Below are 20,351 nucleotides of genomic sequence, written 5' to 3'. Positions count from 1 at the left end.
GTAAAACATTCCGCCTGCCGCTACCGCCGACGATGCCTTTCGCTTGAATGTCGGGCGGATAAAGCCTAATTAGAATTATTCCAAACTAGCTGCCCGAAACGGGCACGGAGACGGCCATGTTCATCCAGACCGAGTCGACGCCAAACCCGGCGACGCTGAAATTCCTGCCCGGCAAGGAAGTGCTGCAAGAAGGCACCGCCGATTTCCGCGATGCCGACAGCGCCGCGACGGCTTCGCCGCTCGCCGGCCGGCTGTTCGAAATCCCCGGTGTCACCGGCGTCTTCTTCGGCTATGATTTCATCACCGTGACCAAGGACGGCCCCGACTGGCAGCATCTGAAGCCGGCTATCCTCGGCGCCATCATGGAGCATTTCATGTCCGGCGCCCCGGTGATGGCCAAGGCCGGCCCCGCCGCCGAGACCAGCCAGACCGGCGAATTCTACGACAAGGCCGACGAGGAGCTGGTCGTCACCATCAAGGAGCTGCTCGACACCCGGGTGCGCCCGGCGGTGGCCCAGGACGGCGGCGACATCACCTTCCGCGGCTTCGAGAACGGCACCGTGTTCCTGCACATGAAGGGCGCCTGCGCCGGCTGCCCGTCGTCGACGGCGACGCTGAAGCACGGCATCCAGAACCTGCTCCGGCACTTTGTGCCGGAAGTGCAGCATGTCGAACAGGTCTCCTGACGCGACGTTCCATCGTCAACATCGATAGACAACAAAAAACCGGGCCAAAGTGCCCGGTTTTCTGTTTGCGACGTCTGTGTTGTTGCCTAGACGGTCCGCGTATAAGGGTTTTATATCACAATGACCTTGGCGCCGACCGAGGTGCGGTCGTAGAGGTCGATAATGTCCTGGTTCATCAGCCGGATGCAGCCCGACGACATCGCCTTGCCGATCGAATTCCATTCCGGGCTGCCATGCAGGCGATAACCCATGTCGCCACCCTTGTTGAACAGGTACATAGCGCGCGCGCCGAGCGGGTTCTTCAACCCCGGCTCCATGCCACCGGCAAACTTGGCCAGCTCCGGCTGCCGCTTGATCATCTGCGAAGGCGGCGTCCAGGTCGGCCATTCGCGCTTCAGCGCGATATGGGCGGTGCCGTGCCATTCGAAACCCTCACGGCCGACGCCGATGCCGTAGCGCATCGCCTCGCCGTCGCCCATGACGAAGTAGAGGAACTTGTTCTGCGTATCGACGATAATGGTGCCCGGCTTTTCCTTGGTGTCGTAGTCGACGATCTGCCGGCGGTATTTGAACGGCACCTTTTCGATCGGAACGCGCGGCAGGTGATAGCCGGCGTCGGTCACCGCGCCGTAGTTGTTGGTGAAGATCTGCGACCCGATGGTGCTGCAACCAGCGACAGCCGTCGACAGCGCCAGGGCAGCGACGATTGCAAGTGACTTCATGCGCATGAAAAGGTCCGATGCCTGCCCAAACAACAGCGGCTCGAGTCGGCCGCTTTTTTCATCTTCATTCATGCTGGCATTTGCTTTGCTTGCCAAGCGGGCGATGCCTATATCCTTGGACTTGCGTGCTGGTAAACCTGCGACTATGGCATTTCGGCAACAGCCCCCGCAGGATTATGTTGCAAAATCAATGGGCCAAGAACAAGAACCAGGAGACGAAGAAATCACCCGTGAATGTCGGTTACGCTGCCCGGCGCTCTGGCCTGCGGCCAAGACCATCCGTTGCTGCGAGGAGATCGGACTGAGACGCGGCCGCTGCAGGAGAAAGTCCAGACGGGCCGGGTTTAATAAAGGACGCCGCGAAGCACGGTCCAAGCCAGAAGCCCGAACGTGCCGATCACCACCAATGCACCCAGGACCGTGCCGATCGTTTCAGGCAGTCCATCGGGGCGACCAGGACCGTCGGCCATTCAACTATCGATCATGACGTAGGCCGCACCAAACACGGCAACGATAATTGCCCCAAGCACCGCCCATCCTCTGATGGCCGGGCGGATTTCCTCCGGCGTCGCTGATTTCCGGTCGTCATCTTCCGTCATCTAATGCTCCTCGTAAAACACCGTAGCCGACATTGAAAGCGCAAGCTGCCGGCGCTGCCAAGAGCCGCAGTGGACTCTTTTGCGCCAAAGTTTAGGAACGTGCGCAGTTCGCGAGCAAGCGTTACCAGCCTTCGACACTCCGCAAAGCGCGGGCGGCGGTCACGATCCCGGTGGGCGATACCGGATCGACTTGGCTTTCCCAAGAGCGTCCATCGTCTCTTCGACACTTAACAGCACGGTGGTCTGGTACGAGCTGAGCGCGCCTCCCGCACCGATGGCGAGCATGACGGATGCCATCGACACGTTGTCCGGCGCCTCCCATAGGTTCCAGCCGTCGTACTCTCCGAAGGCATACCAGAACCCGTGCAGCTTTCCGCCGACCGACTCGATATAGGAACGGGCAGCCTCGCGTCTATCCTCGGGATTATCCATCAAGCGCGCCCAGGTTTCGGGCCTGTAGCTGAATCGCGTGAGATACATCGGCATGGTTCGTCTCCTCCCAGAGCTGCCCCCACCAAGACAGTTAAGCGCCCCAATCCGGGAGAACGCGAGTCGTTTCCGAGGCGTAGTACCGCTGGCTTAGTTGCGGGGCCGCTAATAGACCTGTTTCAATGTTTTTTTCAGGGAGTAAGGTCAATGGCCGCATATCTCATTGCTGATGTCGACATAACCGACGCCGCCGTTTTCGAGGAATACCGCCGGGACGTGCCGGCAACCGAAGCCCGCTATGGGGGGAGGTATATCGCTCGCGGCGGAGCCACCAAAGTTCTGGAGGGCGATTGGGAACCTCATCGCCTCGTCATTGTCGAATTCCCGGACATGGCGTCCCTCCTGGCATGGTACGACTCTCCAGAATACGGCCGCCTCAAAACCATCCGCGAACGCTGCGCAAAGACGAGAATTATTGCTCTGGAAGGGATGATGCCGGTTAGCTGAAGGTCGGGTCGATGACAATGGCAAGTCTGAGTTGCCATATCAGGTGCGGCCCGGCGACGGGACAGGAGCATTCTGATATGAATCAGCAAGCTTTAAACTTGCGGGCGGGAAACGGCCAATGATGGGAGGATGACGCCGGAAACACTCATTGAACGGGACCTACAAATCAATATGACCCAACACCAGATCGGCAGGCGGTGTTGCAGCGTGACCTAGGGTTGTGTCATGGCATTGAAAATGCCGGCGCCAACTATCGCACATAAGGCTGCGGCCCCAAGCCCTCCCACAATGATGCACCACCAGGCGCGGCCATTTCCCCGAAGCACGGGATTCATTTTTATCATCCGTCGCGCCAGAAGCCCCTGGTAGAGTGCATAAGAAGACCCGAAACCGGCGAGCCAAATGACGGAAAATACGACGCCCCGCGTGAGCATCCTATTGAGCCTAGTCTGCTCGACCGTCAAACTTGCATTCTCAGTAACCATGCTTCGCCACCTTTTTGATTATGCTGCGACCACTATCGGGCCTGCAGCGGTGAATATTAGATCAACCGCGACGCCTCGCGAAAACATAGCTCCCCTCACCAGTAGGAAACGCATTCATAACGCGAGCGGCCCGCCTTGTGGAAGGGCGGGCCTTGTAGCGCCCGCTCCACAGTATTTTGCAGATTAGGTTTGTCAGCCAGATAATCGCCGCGACCGGGTTCAAACCGTGAACAAAATCTGGCATGGTGCGGTAATGCCGATCATCTCACCTCTACCCCTCAATCCGCTCATCGACGGCCGCCAGTCGGAGCGCGCCATGCTGGTCAGGCGCGGCGTGCAGCGGCTGCTCAGGCAGATGGGCGCGCATGTCTTGCCCGAACTGTCGCTGGCCACCGGCCGGCGGGCCGACCTGGTTGCGCTGACCCGCCAGGGCGACATCTGGATCATCGAGATCAAATCCTCGATCGAGGATTTCAGGGTCGACCGCAAATGGCCGGACTACCGGCTGCATTCCGACCGGTTCTTCTTCGCCACCCATCCCGGCGTACCCCAGGAAATTTTTCCGCAGGAGTGCGGCTTCATTCTCTCCGACGGTTACGGCGCCGAGATTTTGCGCGATGCGCCCGAGCACCGCATGGCGGCGGCAACGCGCAAGGCGCTGATGCTGAGGATCGCACGCGCCGGTGCGTCGCGGCTGCTGGCGGCGGAGCTTGCCGGCGTGTCGGTGCCCGCGCTGGACGGCGAGAGCGAATAGAGGTTTGCGCTCTCCGTAATTATAGACGTCGCGCTGCCCCTCATCCGGCTGCCGCCACCTTCTCCCCGTAAGTGACGGGGAGAAGGGAGTAAGCCGGACTGCTATTCCACGATGCGGTAGATGTTCCACAGGCTGGTGCCCGACACGACATAGGGCTCCATCTCCTTGCCCCATTTGGCGTGCGCGTCGATCTTGCCGATCCTGGCGAAGAACGCCTCCAATTGGGCGAGGCTTTCGACCTGGTGATGTGACCCGACCGTCGCTTCCCGCGCGCCGTTCGATTCGGTCATGATCTGGAACTTGAGGTCGTCGAGGCCGACCTGCGAGCCGATCTCGCGTTCTCATTCTTTAATAGTTCGAGCACGGTCTGCTTGTGGCCGAACTTGGCGTCGATCTGCCACCTGGCACTGAACATCGCCGCCGCCTCACTCGTCCCATGCCTGCACGACGGTCTGCCGCACGATCAGGCCGTTCTTCAGCTCCAGCATCGCCGCGCAGAACACCTTGGTCCCGTCCGGATAGGCGCAGGCCTGGGTGAAGGCGAGATTGTTGCCGTCGGCGATGGTGGTGTCGACCTTGTGGGTCATCGCCCGGCTGCAGATGTCGTCCCAGAACGTGGTGATCGCAGCGCGCCCGCGGATTTCGCGCGGCTTGCTCGGCGGGTTGTTGCGGTCGATCACCCGCACCAATGCGTCGTCGGCATAGAAGCTCGCCAGCAATTTTCCATCACGGCCCTCAATCGCCTTCTTGATCGCAGCGCCGTCTATCGTCTGTGTCTTGGTCGGCAATTTTTCCTCCATAGGCCCGTCTTCTCGGATCGGGTGGTTGCTTGATCAGGCACTGCCCGGCGCTCGCCGCCGGGCAGTGGCTTCTTCACTGCGACTTCGCCTTGACGGCCGCGAACACCTCGTCGGACTGCTTCTTGAAAGTGGCGAGATCGACCTGGCTGCCGTTGAGCATCGTCGACCAGTGGCGCACGATCGCCGCCATCGCCACCGCCTCCTTGATCTCCTCGTCGCTGGCGCCATTGAGCTTGGCCGCCTGCGTGTGGAAATAGATGCAGTACTGGCAGGGGATCTGCGAGGCGACGGCGAGGCCCATCAATTCCTTGGTCTTGCCGTCGAGCGCGGTGTTTGGGTTGAGCTGCACGCCCTTGATCTCGGCCCAGGCGCCGGCAACGGCGACGTCCGGCAGCGTCTTGAACATGTCCGGTACCGAGCCGAGCGTTGCCTGGATGTCCTTGTAGGCAGCCGTCGCCGAGGCGTCTTCGGCCTTGGCAGGAACGATCGCCAACAGCGCGCCAACGCCTGCCGCCAGCACCAGTGATTTGAGTGTCGACTTCAGCATTTTATTCCTCCCTTCGCAGCGCCTTTCCCGGCGACATCCGCCTGGCCTGCATGGGACGAAGTGATAGCGCTTACGCATGCCCGGCCGCTTCGCCCGAAAGCGCCATGGCTCCTATGGCCCGTGCGGGCCAGCGTGCCGGGCCGAGAACGCCGCCGCCGCCGCCCGCGACGGCAGGTCCAGCTTGAGCAGAATATTGGCTACGTGGCGCTTGACGGTGTGTTCGCTCAGCCCGAGTTCGGCGGCGATCGCGGCATTGCTCTTGCCATCGGCGATGAGGTTCACCACCTCGCTTTCGCGTGCCGTCAGTGCGGCCGGCTCGGCAGCCTTGGCCTTCGGCCGGCAGGCCGGCTCCAGATGCTGTTCCGAGGTCGCCTGCACCAGCGCCAGCGGCTCATCCAGCTCGTCAAGCGCGATGCGCCCGGCGTCATTGAAATGAAGGCCTGAACCGGCGGCGAGGTCGGCGACCAGCCGCGAAGCGAGGATGTCGCCGCGCCCGGCATGCGCGGCAAGCTGCATCGTCACGCGCGCCGTCAACCCCGTCGGCGGCCCACGCAACTCGACCTCGCCGACATGCACGCCCTGCGCGCTGGCGACGCCGATCTCCTGCGCCGCATCGCGCAGCGCCGCCGCACAGCGTACGGCCCGCGCCGGGCCGTCGAAGCGCGCCATCATCAGCTCGCCATTCGTGCCGGCCGGGCGGCCGCCATGGCGCCCGACCAGCAGCCGCCATGTTTCCTGAAAACGCTGGCTGCGCTCGCTCCACATGCGGTCGCCAAGCCGCGCCGTGTCGTAGATCCGGGTGACCAGCAGTGCAGCCAGCACGCGCTCGGCCTCGGCAACGGCGCGCGCTCCGGTCAGGAATTCCTCGATCAGATCGGCCACCCGGTCGACATCGCCGGTCCAGATCGGGTGGTCGCGCCCGGCCACCTCGACCAGCCGCGAATTCGGGATCTTCCTTGCCAGGAAGCGGCTGGCCTCCGGGTCGACGCGCGCATCGTTGCGGCGATGGATGAGCAGCGTCGGTGCGCTGATCGCCGCCAGCACACCGCGCACGTCGATAGCCGCATTCATGCGGGCCAGGGCGATTGCCGCGGTCGGGCTCGCCGACAGCCGCTCGAAGCGCGCCCACCATGTGGCGAAACGCGGATCGTCGACGCGGCCGGGCGCGAAATGCGGCAGGGTGGCGCCGGTGCCCCATGCGGTCTCCGCCGTCGCGATGAACGCCTCCAGGCGCTCCGGCGGCATCACCCATTTGTGGAAATGCGCATAGCCGCCATAAAGCGCCAGCGCCCGCGTCCGCTCCGGGTAGGTGGCGGCGAACAGCATTGCCATCGGCGCGCCTTCCGAAGCGCCGAGCAAGGCGGCGCGGCCGCTGCCGGTCGCATCCATCACCGCGCGCACATCGTCCATGCGGGTTTCGAGGCTGGGCAGGTGGTGGACATCGACGCGGTCGGACAGACCGGTGCCGCGCTTGTCGAACAGGATCAGCCGTGAGAACGCGGAAAGCCGCTTCAACAGCCGGGTGTAGCCCTCGTCTTCCCAGTGCAGGTCGAGATTGGAAATGAAACCCGGCACGAAGACGAGATCGAGCGATCCCTGGCCGACCACCTGATAGGCGATCCGCACGTCGCCACTGAGCGCGTATCGAGTTTCGATCGGCCTCACGAGTTGTCCGCCCGACCCGACGAATTCTTGTCGCGGACCATAGCAGAGGCGCGCAGCTTGCGGCAGATGAAACTTTAGAGAGCGTGAATGTGGGCCCGCGGCGCCTACTTCTGTGACGCGGCGGTTGTCTCGGTGTTCGCTCCGCCAGCGCTGAAACCTGCGCCCTCCGGCGCGCCCGGCCGCTTGATGTGTGGCGCTGCCGCGACGACAAGCTCGTTGAACCCATCGCCGCCGCTGTCAAGCATCTCGAACAATTGCCGGCGCATCCTCGGCTCCCAGAACTTGTTGATGTGCTCGGCGACGCCGGCAATGCCTTGCTCGCGCGGCTTTGAGTGGAAAAAGGCGGCGATCTGGTTGGCCATGCGAACCAGCTTTTCGCTGGTGCTCATGAGGTGGCCCTCGTCATGCGACATGCTTGGCAACTCCGGAAACCACTCGGTCAGGATGGGTGAAAATATCGAAATCGTCGCCGCGCACCAGCGCCACCAGCGTCATGCCGGAATCGTCCGCGGTGCGGATGGCAAGTGCGGTCGGCGCCGAGACGGCAATGATGAAGGCAGCGCCGATCGCCGCGGTCTTCTGCACCATCTCGACCGAAACGCGCGACGTGACGACGACGGCCCCCGACCTGCCGTCGATACCGGCTTTGGCCAGCGCGCCAGCCAGCTTGTCCAGCGCGTTATGGCGGCCGACATCCTCGCGCGCCATGACGATGCCCTTGCCGGGAAGGTAAAAACCGGCGGCGTGGACGGCACCGGTCTCGGCGTGCAGCGGCTGCAGCTTCGACAAAAGCTTGACCGAGCGGACGATGTCATCGGCCTGAAGTGTAAGTTGCGACGCACCGACCGGGTTTACCGAGCGCATTGCCTCTTCGATCGATTCGATGCCGCACAGCCCGCAGCCGACCGGGCCGGCCAGGCGTCTGCGACGCGTTTCGAAGCGGGTGTTGGCCTGGTCCTTCAGCCGGATCTGGATATCGATGCCGGCGCCGTGATCCTCGACCTCGATCGCTTCGATTTCGTCCGGCGAGGCAATGATGTCTTCGGTCAGCGAGAAGCCGAGCGCGAAATCCTCGAAATCAGCCGGGCTTGCCATCATCACTGCATGCGTGGTGCCGGCAAAGGAGAACGCTACCGGCGTCTCTTCCGGCACCATGCGGTTGGCGGCCGCAGTGCCGCCGGCGCGGCGCGCGAGGCGGCTGATCTGTGTGACAGCACGACGTTTGGGCATCACGCGGCACCCCCCTCTGGCCTGCCCTCTTTGTCATCATTTGGCATCTCCCCCTCAAGGGGGGAGATCGGCAGTTCAGGCGTCGCGGCGCACCTTTCGACTTTGGTGATTGGCGAAAGTCGAGATGACATCCAATCTCCCCCCCTGAGGGGGAGATGGCCGGCAGGCCAGAGGGGGGTACTCCGGCACGAAACCAAAACCGCTACTCCGCTGCTTGCAGCGGGGCGATGCGGCGGCTTTGCTTTGCCTGCTCGTCATAGTCGCGCTGCCATTCCGACGGGCCGTTGGATGCACCCACCTGCACCGCGGTCACCTTGTATTCCGGGCAGTTGGTCGCCCAGTCGGAGAAGTCGGTGGTGATGACGTTAGCCTGGGTGTCGGGATGGTGGAAGGTCGTATAGACGACGCCCGGCGACACCCGCTCGGTGATCAGCGCGCGCAGCGTCGTCTCGCCGGAGCGGCTGGTCAGCCGCACCCAGTCGCCGTCGCGCAGGCCGCGATTTTCGGCATCGTGCGGATGGATCTCCAGCCGGTCCTCGCTATGCCAGACCACATTGTCGGTGCGCCGGGTCTGCGCGCCGACATTGTATTGCGACAGGATGCGGCCGGTGGTCAGCAGCAGCGGGAAGCGCGGTCCGGTCCTTTCGTCGGTCGCGACGTATTCGGTGCGGATGAACTTGCCCTTGCCGCGCACGAAGCCGCCGATATGCATGATCGGCGTGCCTTCCGGCGACTTCTCGTTGCAGGGCCACTGCACCGAGCCCACCCGGTCGAGAAGGTCGAAGGAAACGCCGGCGAAACTTGGTGTTGTCTTGGCGATCTCGTCCATGATCTGGGACGGATGCGTGTAGTTCCAGCCGAGGCCGAGCGCCTTGGCGAGCTCCTGCGTCGTTTCCCAGTCGGCATAGCCGCATTTCGGCTCCATCACCTTGCGCACCATGTTGATGCGGCGCTCGGCATTGGTGAAGGTGCCGTCCTTCTCGAGGAACGTCGAGCCGGGCAGGAACACATGCGCGTAGTTGGCCGTCTCGTTGAGGAAGAGGTCGTGCACGACGACGCATTCCATCGCGGCGAGACCGGCGGCGACATGCTTGGTGTCGGGGTCCGACTGCAGGATGTCCTCGCCCTGCACATAGAGCCCCTTGAACGAGCCGTCGACGGCCGCATCCAGCATATTGGGGATGCGCAGGCCGGGCTCGTCGTCGAGCTTGACGCCCCACAGGCTCTCATAGATGGCGCGCACCGCGTCGCCTGAAATGTGGCGATAGCCGGGAAGCTCGTGCGGGAACGAGCCCATGTCGCAGGAGCCCTGCACATTGTTCTGGCCGCGCAGCGGGTTCACGCCGACGCCCGGCCGGCCGATATTGCCGGTCGCCATGGCGAGGTTGGCAATGGCGATGACGGTGGTCGAGCCCTGGCTGTGCTCGGTCACGCCGAGGCCGTAATAGATCGCGCCGTTACCGCCGCGGGCGTAGAGCCGCGCCGCGCCGCGTATGTCGTCGGGATCGACATTTGCAAGCTGGCCGACCACTTCCGGGCTATTTTCCGGCAGCGCCACGAACGATGCCCAGTCCTGGAACTCGTCCCAGTCGCAGCGCTCGCGGATGAAGGCCTCGTCGAACAGGCCCTCGGTGACGATGACATGGGCAAGTGCGGTCAGCATGGCGACGTTGGTGCCCGGCTTCAGCGGCAGATGGAACTGCGCCTCGACGTGGGCCGAGCGCACGATGTCGGTGCGGCGCGGATCGAGCACGATCAGCTTGGCGCCCTCGCGCATGCGCTTCTTCATGCGCGAGGCGAACACCGGATGCGCATCGGTCGGATTGGCGCCGATCAGCAGGATCACGTCCGTCTGCTCGATCGAATCGAAGTCCTGCGTGCCGGCGGAGGTGCCGAAGGTCTGGCCGAGACCATAGCCGGTCGGCGAATGGCAGACGCGGGCGCAGGTATCGACATTGTTGTTGCGGAAGCCCTGCCGGACAAGCTTCTGGACGAGGTAGGTCTCCTCGTTGGTGCAGCGCGAGGAGGTGATGCCGCCGATCGAGGTGCGGCCGTACTGGTACTGGATGCGGCGGAATTCATTCGCCGTATGGGTGAGCGCCTCTTCCCACGACACTTCGCGCCACGGATCGCTGACCTTCTCGCGGATCATTGGTTTCAGGATACGGTCCTTGTGCGTCGCGTAGCCATAGGCGAAGCGGCCCTTGACGCAGGAGTGGCCGTGGTTGGCCTTGCCTGCCTTGTAGGGCATCATGCGGATGACCTCGTCGCCCTTGACCTCGGCCTTGAACGAACAGCCGACGCCGCAATAGGCGCAGGTGGTGACGGTCGAGCGCTCGGGCAGGCCCTTCGCCAGCACGGTCTTTTCCCTCAGCGCATCGGTCGGGCAGGCCTGCACGCAGGCCCCGCACGACACGCATTCGGAATCGACGAACGCCTCGTGCATGCCGGCCGAGACCCTGGATTCGAAGCCGCGGCCCTCGATGGTCAGCGCGAACGTGCCCTGCACCTCCTCACAGGCGCGCACGCAGCGCGAGCAGACGATGCACTGCGTCGGATCGTAGGTGAAATACGGGTTCGATTCATCGCGGGCGATGTAATCGATGGTCAGCGAGCCATGGCCGGGCGCCACGCCGTTTTCCTGCTTGACGTGGTTGCGGCCGTCCACGCCATAGCGGTTCTCGGTCAGGCCGACCGTCCTGACGACCTTGTCGAACTCGCTGGCGCCAGTGCCGGCCTTCTCGCCCCACGCCGCAGGATGGTCGGAGACGTAGAGTTCCATCACGCCGCGGCGAATGGCGTCTAGCCGGTCGCTCTGCGTATGCACGACCATGCCTTCGCCGACCGGCGTCGTACACGAGGCCGGCGTGCCGCCGCGCCCGTCGATCTCGACGAGGCAGACCCGGCAGGAGCCGAACGAGTCCAGCATGTCGGTGGCGCAGAGTTTCGGGATTTCGACGCCCGCTTCCATCGAAGCGCGCATGATCGAGGTCCCCGCCGGCACCGTCACCGACTTGCCGTCGACCGTCAGCGTTACCTTTTGTTCTGCTTCAGAGGCGGGTGTGCCGTAGTCGATTTCCTGGACCAGCGATTTGATGTCGAATGCCGCGTTCATACCTGTCCGCTCCTATTCCGCTGCTTCGGCGACCGGCGTCGGCCGAAAGTCGTCCGGGAAATGGTTGAGTGCACTCATCACTGGATATGGGGTGAAGCCGCCGAGAGCGCAAAGCGAGCCGAACTTCATCGTGTTGCAAAGGTCGGTGACCAGCGCGATCTGCTTTTCCGGTTCGACGTTCTGGGAGAGCCGGTCCAGCACCTCGACACCGCGCGTCGAGCCGATGCGGCACGGCGTGCACTTGCCGCAGCTCTCGATGGCGCAGAATTCCATGGCGAAGCGTGCCTGCTTCAGCATGTCGGCGCTGTCGTCGAAAACGACGATGCCGGCATGGCCGATCAGCCCGTCCTTGGCCGCAAACGCTTCGTAGTCGAACGGCGTGTCGAACAGGGCGCGCGGGAAATAGGCGCCGAGCGGACCGCCGACCTGTACCGCCTTGACCGGACGCCCGGTCGCCGTGCCGCCGCCGATATCGTCGACGATCTCACCCAGCGTCATGCCGAACGCGGCCTCGTAGAGACCGGGATACTTGACGTTGCCGGCAATCTGGATCGGGATGGTGCCGCGCGAACGGCCCATGCCGAAATCCTTGTAGAAGGCAGCGCCCTTGTCCATGATCACCGGCACCGAGGCCAGCGAGATGACGTTGTTGATCACTGTCGGCTTGCCGAACAGGCCCTTGTGCGCCGGCAGCGGCGGCTTGGCCCGCACCTGTCCGCGCTTGCCTTCGAGGCTGTCGAGCAGGGCGGTTTCCTCGCCGCAAACATAGGCGCCGGCGCCGACGCGCACTTCCATGTCGAATGAATTGGCCGAGCCGAGCACATTGACGCCGAGCACGCCGGCCTTGCGGGCGATCTCGACGGCCTTCTGCATCACCGCCACCGCGTGCGGATATTCGGAGCGGATATAGATAAAGCCCTTGGTCGCGCCGGTGGCGATGCCGGCGATCGCCATGCCTTCGATCAGCACGAAGGGGTCGCCTTCCATGATCATGCGGTCGGCGAACGTGCCGGAATCGCCTTCATCGGCATTGCAGACGATGTATTTGCGGTCGGCCGACGTATCGAGCACAGTTTTCCATTTGATGCCGGTCGGGAAGCCGGCGCCGCCGCGACCGCGCAGCCCGGACTCGGTCACCTGCTTGACGACCTCGGCCGGCGTCATCGCCACTGCATTCTGCAGGCCCTTCAGCCCGCCATGCGCCTTGTAGTGATCGAGCGACAGCGGATCGGTGACGCCGCAGCGCGCAAAGGTCAGCCGCGTCTGCCTGGCAAGGAACGGGATCTTGTCCGGTGCGCCCAGCCAGCGCTTGTGGTGGCCGCCGGTGAGGAAGCCGCAGTCGAACAGGCTTTTGACGTCGGAGGGCTTCACCGGCCCATAGGCGACGCGGCCATTAGCTGTTGCCACTTCGACCATCGGCTCGAGGAAATAGGCGCCGCGCGAGCCGTTGCGCACGATCTTGGCCTCGATGCCGCGCTCGGCCAATTCCGCACGAACCGCCTTGGCGACCTTTTCCGCACCGAGCGCCAGCGCGCCGGAATCGCCGGGAATATAGATACGCGGGATCATGAGCGCACCTCGGCAACGATCTCGTTGAGCTTTTCGTCGTCGAGCCGCCCGATCACCTCGTCATCCAGCATTGCCGACGGCGAGCAGGCGCAAAGGCCGAGGCAATAGACCGGCTCCAGTGTCACCGAACCGTCGCGGGTTGTCTCGTGGAAACCGATGCCCAGCAATGATTTGAGCTTGGCGGCAATCGCATCCGAGCCCATCGACTGGCAGGCTTCCGCCTGGCAGAGCTTCAGCACATGGCGGCCAGCCGGCTGGCTGCGATAATCGTGATAGAAGGTCACGACGCCGTGCACCTCGGCCCTGGAAATGTTCAGCGCCTCGGCGATGACCGGCAGCGCGTCCTGCGGCACATAACCGAACTCTTCCTGGATGCCGTGCAGGATCGGCAGCAGCGGGCCTTCGAGGCCTTTCAGCTCGTGGATGATCGCCGCGGTGCGCGATGCGATCTCGGTACTTGCAGGCTGCATCGTCATGCAGCGCCCTCCCTGGTCGTGGCGGTCTTCCGCTAAGTGCTTAGGAAATCAGAGGAAACCCGCTAAATCAATAAAGCCGATCCGTTGCTCGATAGAAATTTTCTATCGTTCGCGGTCACCAGCCTTGTCTAGCCTAGCGGCGGGCGCGGAAATCGTCCGCCAGCGCCATTGCCTCGTCCAACAGCGCCGAGACCAGTGGCGTGTGCGGTTCGCGCCGTGCCGCCACCAGCCCGACGGTGTGGCTGGCATCCGGCTCGACGATCGGGATAGCCCGGATCGGCTCGGAAAAGCCGAACGTTTCCGCAAGGTTAAGCGGCATGATGGACGACCATTTGCCGGTGCGGATATGCGAAAACAGCACGATCATCGAGTTGGATTCCAATGTCGGCCGCACCTGCACGCCGGCTTCGGCCAGATGCTGGTCGATGATGCGGCGGTTCTGCATGTCGGGCGTCAGCAGGCAGAGCGGCAGCTGACTGAGTTCCGCCCATGTCACTTTGTCGCGGTCGAAATAGGGGTTCCCGACGGCGGTGATCAGCTGGTAGCGCTCGTCGTAGAGCGGCACGCTGGTGACGCGTCCGAGCGGCTCGTTGTCGAGATAGGTGATACCGGCGTCGATGTCGAAATTGCCGAGCAGCGACAGCACCTCGATCGAGGTCCGCGACAGCACCGAGAAGGTGACGCCGGGGTGCTTTGCCCGAAACGGCGTCGTCAGTCGCGCCACCATGGCCAGCGCCGTCGGGATCGCGGCGATGCGGATGCGCCCTGACAGGCCGTGGCGTGCCGCCCGCATCTCCTCGCGCATGGTCCTGCTGTCGCCGACGATGCGGCGCGCCCACACCAACACCTGCTTGCCTTCCGGCGTCAATCCCTGGAAGCGCGAGCCGCGCAGCACCAGCATCACGCCGAGCTGGCCTTCCAGCTGCTTGATGCCGGCCGAAAGCGTCGGTTGGGTGACGCCGCACACCTCCGCCGCCCGGCCGAAATGTTCTTCCCTGGCAAGTGCTATGAAGAATTCCAGCTTATCGATCATGCCGTCGGGAGCCTGTCACGGACGCTGTGTCCGATTGTAGCGCGCAACGTCGTGGAAATCGCCTTCGGCCGCAAGCCGCCTGTCTAAATCGTCCGCATCCACATCTTTCAGCCGGCTTACTGTTTCCCGCGATGGAATGCGGCGCTATGTGAATGAGACGGGGTCGTGGACTGGACACGACGGGAGACCGAACATGCTGGGCTGGTTCCGCAAGCTTTTGCCGCGCGAAGATCGCTTCTTCGACCTGTTCGAGCGGCATTCCCGCACCGTGGTCGGTGGCGCCGAGGCACTGCAGCAGCTTTTGCAGGGCAACGACATCGACCGCTGGTGTCAGACGATCATCGATCTCGAGGACGAAGCCGATCAGATCACCGCGGAAGTGCTGCTGGCCGTGCGCCGCTCCTTCATCACGCCCTTCGACCGCGGCGACATCAAGGACCTGATCCAGTCGATGGATGATGCCATCGACATGATGCACAAGACCGTCAAGACGGTAAAGCTGTTCGAAAAGAAGGAATTCGACCCGCTGATGCAGGAAATGGGGGGCGTCATCGTCGAGGCCGCCAAGTTGGTGGCCGAGGCGATCCCGCTTCTCGGCAAGGTCGGGGCGCACACGGTGCGCCTCAACGCCATCGCCGAGGAAGTCATGCGCGCCGAAGGCCGGGCCGACGACCTGCACGAACAGGGCCTGAAGGACCTGTTCAAGCGGCACGGCCGCAGCGATCCTATGGCCTATCTGATCGGCAGCGAGATCTACGGCCAGCTGGAAAAGGTGGTCGACCGCTTCGAGGACGTCGCCAACGAAATCAGCGGCATCGTCATCGAGAACGTATAGTGGAAGCCGCGATAGCCTTTCCGGTGCTGGTCGGCCTTGTCGTCGTCGCGCTGTTCTTCGATTTCCTCAACGGCCTGCACGATGCCGCCAACTCTATCGCCACCATCGTCTCCACCCGGGTGCTGCGGCCGCATTATGCGGTGTTCTGGGCGGCCTTCTTCAATTTCATCGCCTTCATGTTCTTCGGTCTCCACGTGGCGGAGACGCTGGGAACCGGCATCATCGACGCCAGCATCGTCACGCCGGCAGTGATCTTTGCAGCACTTGTCGGCGCCATCGTCTGGAATATCGTCACCTGGCTCGTCGGCATCCCGTCCAGCAGCTCGCACGCTCTGATCGGCGGTTTGGTTGGCGCCGGCGTTGCCAAGGCAGGCACCGGCGCCATCGTCTGGACCGGGTTGGGCAAAACGACGGCGGCCATCGTGCTATCGCCGGCGGCAGGTTTTCTGCTGGCGCTCGTCCTGATCCTCGCGGTCTCCTGGCTGTTCGTGCGGCGGACGCCGTTCGCCGTCGACAGCACCTTCCGCGTCATGCAGTTCTTTTCCGCCTCGCTCTATTCGCTCGGCCATGGCGGCAACGACGCGCAGAAGACTATGGGCATCATCGCCGTGCTGCTCTATTCGCAAGGCATGCTCGGCGCGAATTTTTACGTGCCGCTGTGGGTCGTCATCACCTGTCAGTCGGCGCTGGCGCTGGGCACGTTGCTCGGCGGCTGGCGCATCGTCCACACGATGGGCTCGAAGATCACCCGGCTGAACCCGATGCAGGGTTTCTGCGCCGAGACCGGCGGAGCGATCACCCTGTTCGCCGCCACCTGGCTCGGTATTCCTGTATCGACCACGCACACGATCACCGGCGCCATCATCGGCGTCGGCGCCGCCCGCCGCGTCTCCGCCGTTCGCTGGGGCATTGCCGGTAACATCGTGGTGGCATGGATCGTCACCCTGCCGGCAACCGCGGTGATCGCGGCTCTCACCTACCTCGCGGTCGGCCTGGCATGGTGACAGCACCGTAGCACTGCGCGGCAGGCGATGCGCCGTATCTACCTATCCACAAGGTTCAGGATGTTGCCGTCCGGATCCTTGAACCATGCGACCTTCATGCCCTGACCGACATGAACATCGCCCTCCAGCGTCAGGCCTGGCATGTCGTAATGCTCGAAGGTCACGCCCTTCGATTTCAATGCCTCAACGATCTTGCCGAGTTCGTCGCCGACCGTCCATGTCACAGCCGTCGCCTTGTTGGTCCCAGCGAAGTTCGAACGGTAGACGTTGATGCTGGTGTCGCCGCTTTTATAGACGATCAGTTCGCCACCTTCATTGTGCACCTCTTTCAGGCCAAGGACCCCTTCGTAGAATGCCTTGGCCTTGGCCAGGTCCTTCACGGCGAGATTGGCCGTCGCGTTGCTGTTTGCGAGCATGATTCGTCTCCTTCCCTGGCTGTCATTCCATGCTCATGAAATAGGCTGCGTTGACGATTTGGCGACGGCTGCTCCCACTGGAAATGCCGTCATATGCTCGCTGCCTCCCCGATACGCCGCTGCAATTGGTGGTCCATCGCTTGGTTCTGTTCCGGAACTGCATTATCTGGAGCGGAAAAGTAGAGGAAAAACTCATGCCCGCCGCCAATGAAAACGTGACCAAGGAAATCGTTATCGAGCGCCTGAAGACGGTCAATGGGCCGGATTTCACCGGCAATATCGTCGACCTCGGCCTGGTTTCCGAGATTTTCATTGCCGATGCCAAGGTGTTCTTTTCGATCACCGTTCCCGCTGCCCGTGCCCAGGAGATGGAACCGCTGCGTGCGGCGGCCGAACGTGTCGTCAAGGCGATCCCCGGTGTTGCCGGCGCCGTGGTCGCGTTGACGGCGGAAAAGAAGGGCGGCGGCATGGAGGCGCCGGTTCCGCAAAGACCGGCTCAGAGGCCCGCTCCGCCGACCGCACCTGCGCGTCCCGCGCCGCAGGCGCCCGCCTCGCACAGCCAGGGCAAGCGCGGCGTACCCGGCATCGAAGCGATCATCGCCGTCGCTTCCGGCAAGGGCGGCGTCGGCAAGTCGACCACCGCCGTCAATATCGCCCTTGGGCTTGCCGCCAACGGGCTGCGGGTCGGGGTGCTCGATGCCGACATTTATGGCCCTTCCATGCCGCGTCTGCTCAACATTCGTGGCAGGCCGCAGACCGTCGACGGCAAGATCCTGAAGCCGATGCAGAATTATGGCCTCAAGGTCATGTCGATGGGCTTCCTCGTCGATGAGGAGACGCCGATGATCTGGCGCGGGCCGATGGTGATGTCGGCATTGACGCAGATGCTGCGCGAGGTCGAATGGGGACCGCTTGATGTGCTCGTCGTCGACATGCCGCCCGGCACCGGCGACGCCCAGCTGACCATGGCCCAACAGGTGCCGCTGGCCGGCGCCGTCATCGTCTCGACGCCACAGGACCTGGCCCTGATCGATGCGCGCAAAGGCCTAAACATGTTCAGGAAGGTCGACGTGCCGCTATTGGGTATCGTCGAAAACATGAGCTATTTTCTCGCCCCCGATACGGGAAAACGCTACGACATCTTCGGCCATGGCGGCGCCCGCCGCGAGGCCGAGCGTCTCGGCGTCACCTTCCTTGGCGAAGTGCCGCTCGAGATGGGCATCCGCGAAAGCTCCGATGCCGGCACGCCGGTGGTGGTCTCCAAGCCGGATGGCGCTGAGGCGAAAATCTATCGCGACATCGCCGCCAAGGTCTGGGACCGCGTCAATGAAGAGCGCGGCGCGGCCGAGGCTGCAGTGCCGAGCATCGTATTCGAGTGATACGGATGTCCCTCCCCCAAGTGGTACCCTTGAGGGGAGGGTGGCCGGAAGGGCCGGGTGGGTTCGCGGCGACGCGCTCCAACTCTCCGGGATAGCGGGCTGACAAACCACGATCCCGTCTAGCGCGGAGGCAAATGTATGTCTTTCGTACCAAAGAGCGGATTCGGATGGCGCGTGCCCCTTGCCTGCTCCCGCGCGTTGTCATATCGATTTGTCATACAAATACGGAGACCACGATGGCAGGCGCCCCCACCCACAAGAAAAAATTTCGCTCGCAGGAGTGGTTCGACAATCCCGACAATCCGGGCATGACGGCACTCTATCTGGAGCGCTACCTGAATTACGGGCTGACGCGGGCCGAACTGATGTCCGGCAAGCCGCTGATCGGCATCGCCCAGACCGGCTCCGACCTGTCGCCCTGCAACCGCCATCACATCGAACTGGCCAAGCGCGTGCGCGAAGGCATCGTCTCGATGGGTGGCATCCCTTTCGAGTTCCCTTGCCACCCGATCCAGGAGACCGGCAAGCGGCCGACTGCTGCACTTGACCGCAACCTTGCCTATCTCAGCCTGGTAGAGGTGCTTTACGGCTATCCGCTCGACGGCGTGGTGCTCACCATCGGCTGCGACAAGACGACGCCGGCCATGCTGATGGCCGCGGCCACCGTCAACATTCCGGCTATCGCGCTTTCGGTCGGCCCGATGCTCAACGGCTGGCACAAGGGCAAGCGCACCGGCTCCGGCACCATCGTCTGGGAATCGCGCCAGCGCCTGTCGGCCGGCGAGATTGGCTATGACGAGTTCATGGATATCGTTGCCTCCTCGGCGCCGTCGACCGGCTATTGCAACACGATGGGTACCGCCACCACGATGAATTCGCTGGCCGAGGCGCTCGGCATGCAATTGCCGGGCTCGGCCGCTATCCCCGCCCCCTATCGCGAGCGCGGCCAGATCGCCTACGAGACCGGAAAGCGCATCGTCGACATGGTGCATGAGGATCTGAAGCCCTCCGACATCATGACCCGTAAGGCCTTCGAGAACGCCATCGTCGTCAACTCGGCGATCGGCGGCTCGACCAATGCGCCGATCCACCTCAACGCCATCGCCCGCCATCTCGGCGTTTCGCTCGACAATGACGATTGGCAGAAGGTCGGCCTCAACATACCGCTCATCGTCAATCTGCAGCCGACGGGCGAATATCTCGGCGAGGACTATCACCATGCCGGCGGCGTGCCGGCCGTGGTCGCCGAACTGATGAAGGGCGGCCTGCTGCCCTATCCGGAAGCCATGACAGCTAACGGCAAGACCATCGGCGACAATTGCAGCGGCGCCGTCAACGAGAACTTCGACGTCATCCGCACGGTTGCCGAGCCGCTGAAAGCCAATGCCGGCTTCATCAATCTCAAGGGCAATCTGTTCGATTCGGCGATCATGAAGACCAGCGGCATCTCGCCCGAATTCCGCGAGCGCTATCTGTCGAACCCGAAGGACCCCGAAGCCTTCGAGGGCAACGCCATGGTGTTCGACGGGCCCGAGGACTACCACGCCCGCATCGACGATCCGGCACAGGGCATCGACGAGCACACCATCCTGTTCATGCGCGGCGCCGGCCCGATCGGCTATCCCGGCGGCGCCGAAGTCGTCAACATGCAGCCGCCGGCCTATCTGATCAAAAAGGGCATCCACGCGCTGGCCTGTATCGGCGACGGCCGCCAGTCGGGCACGTCGGGTTCGCCCTCGATCCTCAACGCCTCGCCGGAAGCCGCCATCGGCGGCGGGCTGGCGCTGCTGAAGACCGGTGACCGCGTCCGCGTCGATCTGCGCAAGGGCACCGCCGACATCCTCGTCAGCGACGACGAGATCACGCGGCGGCGCGCCGAGCTGCAGAACAATGGCGGCTATCACTATCCCATGCACCAGACGCCGTGGCAGGAGATCCAGCGTGGCATGGTCGACCAGTTTTCCGAAGGCATGGTGCTGAAGCCGGCGGTGAAATACCAGGATGTGGCGCATACAAGCGGCGTACCGAGGGACAATCACTGACACCAGGGTTCCGTCGCACGAGCCAGCCGCCGGTGCAGGCAATTTGCCGAGGTCAGCG

At 63.4% G+C, this 20,351-nt stretch carries 22 protein-coding genes; 7 read left to right on the top strand and 15 right to left on the bottom strand.

The annotated features are described in order from the left end of the window. Window positions 1–116: 116 nt before the first annotated feature. Window positions 117–686 carry a NifU family protein gene (locus NKI67_RS11790; protein ID WP_023676386.1) on the top strand — a complete coding sequence of 190 codons (570 nt, stop codon included), beginning with the start codon at window positions 117–119 and terminating at the stop codon, window positions 684–686. Window positions 687–796: 110 nt separating this feature from the next. Here NKI67_RS11790 and NKI67_RS11785 read toward each other — a convergent pair whose 3' ends face one another. From NKI67_RS11785 to NKI67_RS11770, 4 genes are all read right to left on the bottom strand, one after another. Continuing rightward, window positions 797–1,414: a L,D-transpeptidase gene (locus NKI67_RS11785; RefSeq protein ID WP_023676387.1), complete on the bottom strand. Its 618-nt coding sequence runs from the start codon at window positions 1,412–1,414 to the stop codon at window positions 797–799. Between the two features lie 338 nt (window positions 1,415–1,752). Then, a complete protein-coding gene (locus tag NKI67_RS11780) occupies window positions 1,753–1,878 on the bottom strand; it encodes a hypothetical protein (protein WP_023676388.1) in 126 nt (41 codons plus the stop codon). Further along, window positions 1,879–2,007 (bottom strand): hypothetical protein, encoded by a 129-nt coding sequence (locus NKI67_RS11775; protein WP_023676389.1) that lies wholly within the window; start codon window positions 2,005–2,007, stop codon window positions 1,879–1,881. It abuts the gene before it with no gap. Between the two features lie 159 nt (window positions 2,008–2,166). Then, window positions 2,167–2,493, bottom strand: a complete 327-nt coding sequence (locus NKI67_RS11770; protein ID WP_023676390.1) for a GYD domain-containing protein — start codon at window positions 2,491–2,493, stop codon at window positions 2,167–2,169. 150 nt (window positions 2,494–2,643) lie between these two features. Between NKI67_RS11770 and NKI67_RS11765 the strand changes: the two genes are divergently transcribed. After that, window positions 2,644–2,943 carry a DUF1330 domain-containing protein gene (locus NKI67_RS11765; RefSeq protein WP_023676391.1) on the top strand — a complete coding sequence of 100 codons (300 nt, stop codon included), beginning with the start codon at window positions 2,644–2,646 and terminating at the stop codon, window positions 2,941–2,943. 738 nt (window positions 2,944–3,681) lie between these two features. Beyond that, entirely contained in the window at window positions 3,682–4,182 is a 501-nt protein-coding gene (locus tag NKI67_RS11760; protein ID WP_023676393.1) for an MmcB family DNA repair protein, read from the top strand. A 101-nt stretch (window positions 4,183–4,283) separates the two neighbouring features. On the opposite strand, the gene NKI67_RS11755 is transcribed toward NKI67_RS11760, so the two are convergent. From NKI67_RS11755 to NKI67_RS11710, 10 genes are all read right to left on the bottom strand, one after another. Next, window positions 4,284–4,472, bottom strand: a complete 189-nt coding sequence (locus tag NKI67_RS11755) for a hypothetical protein (RefSeq protein ID WP_245274684.1) — start codon at window positions 4,470–4,472, stop codon at window positions 4,284–4,286. Between the two features lie 135 nt (window positions 4,473–4,607). Next, window positions 4,608–4,970, bottom strand: coding sequence for a nuclear transport factor 2 family protein (locus NKI67_RS11750; protein WP_023676394.1), 363 nt, complete (start codon window positions 4,968–4,970; stop codon window positions 4,608–4,610). 85 nt (window positions 4,971–5,055) lie between these two features. Further along, window positions 5,056–5,529, bottom strand: a complete 474-nt coding sequence (locus tag NKI67_RS11745; protein ID WP_352448517.1) for a carboxymuconolactone decarboxylase family protein — start codon at window positions 5,527–5,529, stop codon at window positions 5,056–5,058. Between the two features lie 111 nt (window positions 5,530–5,640). Next, complete coding sequence (locus NKI67_RS11740) at window positions 5,641–7,194, bottom strand: alpha/beta fold hydrolase (RefSeq protein ID WP_352645354.1); 1,554 nt, start codon at window positions 7,192–7,194, stop codon at window positions 5,641–5,643. Between the two features lie 104 nt (window positions 7,195–7,298). After that, window positions 7,299–7,607, bottom strand: a complete 309-nt coding sequence (locus tag NKI67_RS11735) for a formate dehydrogenase subunit delta (protein WP_023676801.1) — start codon at window positions 7,605–7,607, stop codon at window positions 7,299–7,301. Next, window positions 7,597–8,424: a formate dehydrogenase accessory sulfurtransferase FdhD gene (gene fdhD, locus NKI67_RS11730; RefSeq protein ID WP_023676802.1), complete on the bottom strand. Its 828-nt coding sequence runs from the start codon at window positions 8,422–8,424 to the stop codon at window positions 7,597–7,599. Before fdhD ends, NKI67_RS11735 begins: the two co-directional genes overlap by 11 nt. A gap of 202 nt (window positions 8,425–8,626) precedes the next feature. Beyond that, window positions 8,627–11,539: a formate dehydrogenase subunit alpha gene (fdhF, locus tag NKI67_RS11725; RefSeq protein ID WP_023676803.1), complete on the bottom strand. Its 2,913-nt coding sequence runs from the start codon at window positions 11,537–11,539 to the stop codon at window positions 8,627–8,629. A gap of 12 nt (window positions 11,540–11,551) precedes the next feature. Then, complete coding sequence (locus NKI67_RS11720) at window positions 11,552–13,108, bottom strand: formate dehydrogenase beta subunit (protein WP_023676804.1); 1,557 nt, start codon at window positions 13,106–13,108, stop codon at window positions 11,552–11,554. Continuing rightward, window positions 13,105–13,584 carry a formate dehydrogenase subunit gamma gene (locus NKI67_RS11715; protein WP_023676805.1) on the bottom strand — a complete coding sequence of 160 codons (480 nt, stop codon included), beginning with the start codon at window positions 13,582–13,584 and terminating at the stop codon, window positions 13,105–13,107. The genes NKI67_RS11720 and NKI67_RS11715 overlap by 4 nt, the downstream gene beginning before the upstream one ends. A gap of 133 nt (window positions 13,585–13,717) precedes the next feature. After that, window positions 13,718–14,617: a LysR family transcriptional regulator gene (locus NKI67_RS11710; RefSeq protein ID WP_023676806.1), complete on the bottom strand. Its 900-nt coding sequence runs from the start codon at window positions 14,615–14,617 to the stop codon at window positions 13,718–13,720. 193 nt (window positions 14,618–14,810) lie between these two features. On the opposite strand from NKI67_RS11710, the gene NKI67_RS11705 reads away from it, so the two are divergent. Then, window positions 14,811–15,452 (top strand): DUF47 domain-containing protein, encoded by a 642-nt coding sequence (locus NKI67_RS11705; protein WP_023676807.1) that lies wholly within the window; start codon window positions 14,811–14,813, stop codon window positions 15,450–15,452. After that, window positions 15,452–16,456, top strand: a complete 1,005-nt coding sequence (locus NKI67_RS11700; protein ID WP_352645351.1) for an inorganic phosphate transporter — start codon at window positions 15,452–15,454, stop codon at window positions 16,454–16,456. Before NKI67_RS11705 ends, NKI67_RS11700 begins: the two co-directional genes overlap by 1 nt. 38 nt (window positions 16,457–16,494) lie before the next feature. Here the strand turns inward: NKI67_RS11700 and NKI67_RS11695 are convergent, their stop codons facing one another. Beyond that, the gene (locus tag NKI67_RS11695) at window positions 16,495–16,872 is read right to left on the bottom strand and encodes a VOC family protein (RefSeq protein ID WP_023676809.1); all 378 of its coding nucleotides are present in this window, start codon (window positions 16,870–16,872) and stop codon (window positions 16,495–16,497) included. Between the two features lie 194 nt (window positions 16,873–17,066). Between NKI67_RS11695 and NKI67_RS11690 the strand changes: the two genes are divergently transcribed. Beyond that, window positions 17,067–18,251, top strand: coding sequence for an Mrp/NBP35 family ATP-binding protein (locus tag NKI67_RS11690; RefSeq protein WP_023676810.1), 1,185 nt, complete (start codon window positions 17,067–17,069; stop codon window positions 18,249–18,251). A 236-nt stretch (window positions 18,252–18,487) separates the two neighbouring features. After that, on the top strand, window positions 18,488–20,293 hold the full coding sequence (locus tag NKI67_RS11685) for an IlvD/Edd family dehydratase (protein ID WP_023676811.1): 1,806 nt from the start codon (window positions 18,488–18,490) through the stop codon (window positions 20,291–20,293). Window positions 20,294–20,351: the final 58 nt, after the last annotated feature.

It is taken from the genome of Mesorhizobium sp. M0408 (assembly GCF_040321495.1).
GTDB lineage: Bacteria > Pseudomonadota > Alphaproteobacteria > Rhizobiales > Rhizobiaceae > Mesorhizobium.
Note: the sequence above shows the minus strand (reverse complement) of the source record. Positions and strands in the feature narration are given on the sequence as shown.

What these genes read in the sequence shown, in the direction of transcription:
- NKI67_RS11745 (WP_352448517.1), bottom strand. Translation starts at nt 5,529, where the DNA reads ATGCTGAAGTCGACACTCAAATCACTGGTGCTGGCGGCAGGCGTTGGC.
- NKI67_RS11785 (WP_023676387.1), bottom strand. Translation starts at nt 1,414, where the DNA reads ATGCGCATGAAGTCACTTGCAATCGTCGCTGCCCTGGCGCTGTCGACG.
- NKI67_RS11710 (WP_023676806.1), bottom strand. Translation starts at nt 14,617, where the DNA reads ATGATCGATAAGCTGGAATTCTTCATAGCACTTGCCAGGGAAGAACAT.
- NKI67_RS11770 (WP_023676390.1), bottom strand. Translation starts at nt 2,493, where the DNA reads ATGCCGATGTATCTCACGCGATTCAGCTACAGGCCCGAAACCTGGGCG.
- NKI67_RS11780 (WP_023676388.1), bottom strand. Translation starts at nt 1,878, where the DNA reads ATGGCCGACGGTCCTGGTCGCCCCGATGGACTGCCTGAAACGATCGGC.
- NKI67_RS11735 (WP_023676801.1), bottom strand. Translation starts at nt 7,607, where the DNA reads ATGTCGCATGACGAGGGCCACCTCATGAGCACCAGCGAAAAGCTGGTT.
- NKI67_RS11705 (WP_023676807.1), top strand. Translation starts at nt 14,811, where the DNA reads ATGCTGGGCTGGTTCCGCAAGCTTTTGCCGCGCGAAGATCGCTTCTTC.
- NKI67_RS11720 (WP_023676804.1), bottom strand. Translation starts at nt 13,108, where the DNA reads ATGATCCCGCGTATCTATATTCCCGGCGATTCCGGCGCGCTGGCGCTC.
- NKI67_RS11760 (WP_023676393.1), top strand. Translation starts at nt 3,682, where the DNA reads ATGCCGATCATCTCACCTCTACCCCTCAATCCGCTCATCGACGGCCGC.
- NKI67_RS11790 (WP_023676386.1), top strand. Translation starts at nt 117, where the DNA reads ATGTTCATCCAGACCGAGTCGACGCCAAACCCGGCGACGCTGAAATTC.
- NKI67_RS11715 (WP_023676805.1), bottom strand. Translation starts at nt 13,584, where the DNA reads ATGACGATGCAGCCTGCAAGTACCGAGATCGCATCGCGCACCGCGGCG.
- fdhF (WP_023676803.1), bottom strand. Translation starts at nt 11,539, where the DNA reads ATGAACGCGGCATTCGACATCAAATCGCTGGTCCAGGAAATCGACTAC.
- NKI67_RS11775 (WP_023676389.1), bottom strand. Translation starts at nt 2,007, where the DNA reads ATGACGGAAGATGACGACCGGAAATCAGCGACGCCGGAGGAAATCCGC.
- NKI67_RS11690 (WP_023676810.1), top strand. Translation starts at nt 17,067, where the DNA reads ATGCCCGCCGCCAATGAAAACGTGACCAAGGAAATCGTTATCGAGCGC.
- NKI67_RS11755 (WP_245274684.1), bottom strand. Translation starts at nt 4,472, where the DNA reads ATGACCGAATCGAACGGCGCGCGGGAAGCGACGGTCGGGTCACATCAC.
- NKI67_RS11765 (WP_023676391.1), top strand. Translation starts at nt 2,644, where the DNA reads ATGGCCGCATATCTCATTGCTGATGTCGACATAACCGACGCCGCCGTT.
- NKI67_RS11685 (WP_023676811.1), top strand. Translation starts at nt 18,488, where the DNA reads ATGGCAGGCGCCCCCACCCACAAGAAAAAATTTCGCTCGCAGGAGTGG.
- fdhD (WP_023676802.1), bottom strand. Translation starts at nt 8,424, where the DNA reads ATGCCCAAACGTCGTGCTGTCACACAGATCAGCCGCCTCGCGCGCCGC.
- NKI67_RS11695 (WP_023676809.1), bottom strand. Translation starts at nt 16,872, where the DNA reads ATGCTCGCAAACAGCAACGCGACGGCCAATCTCGCCGTGAAGGACCTG.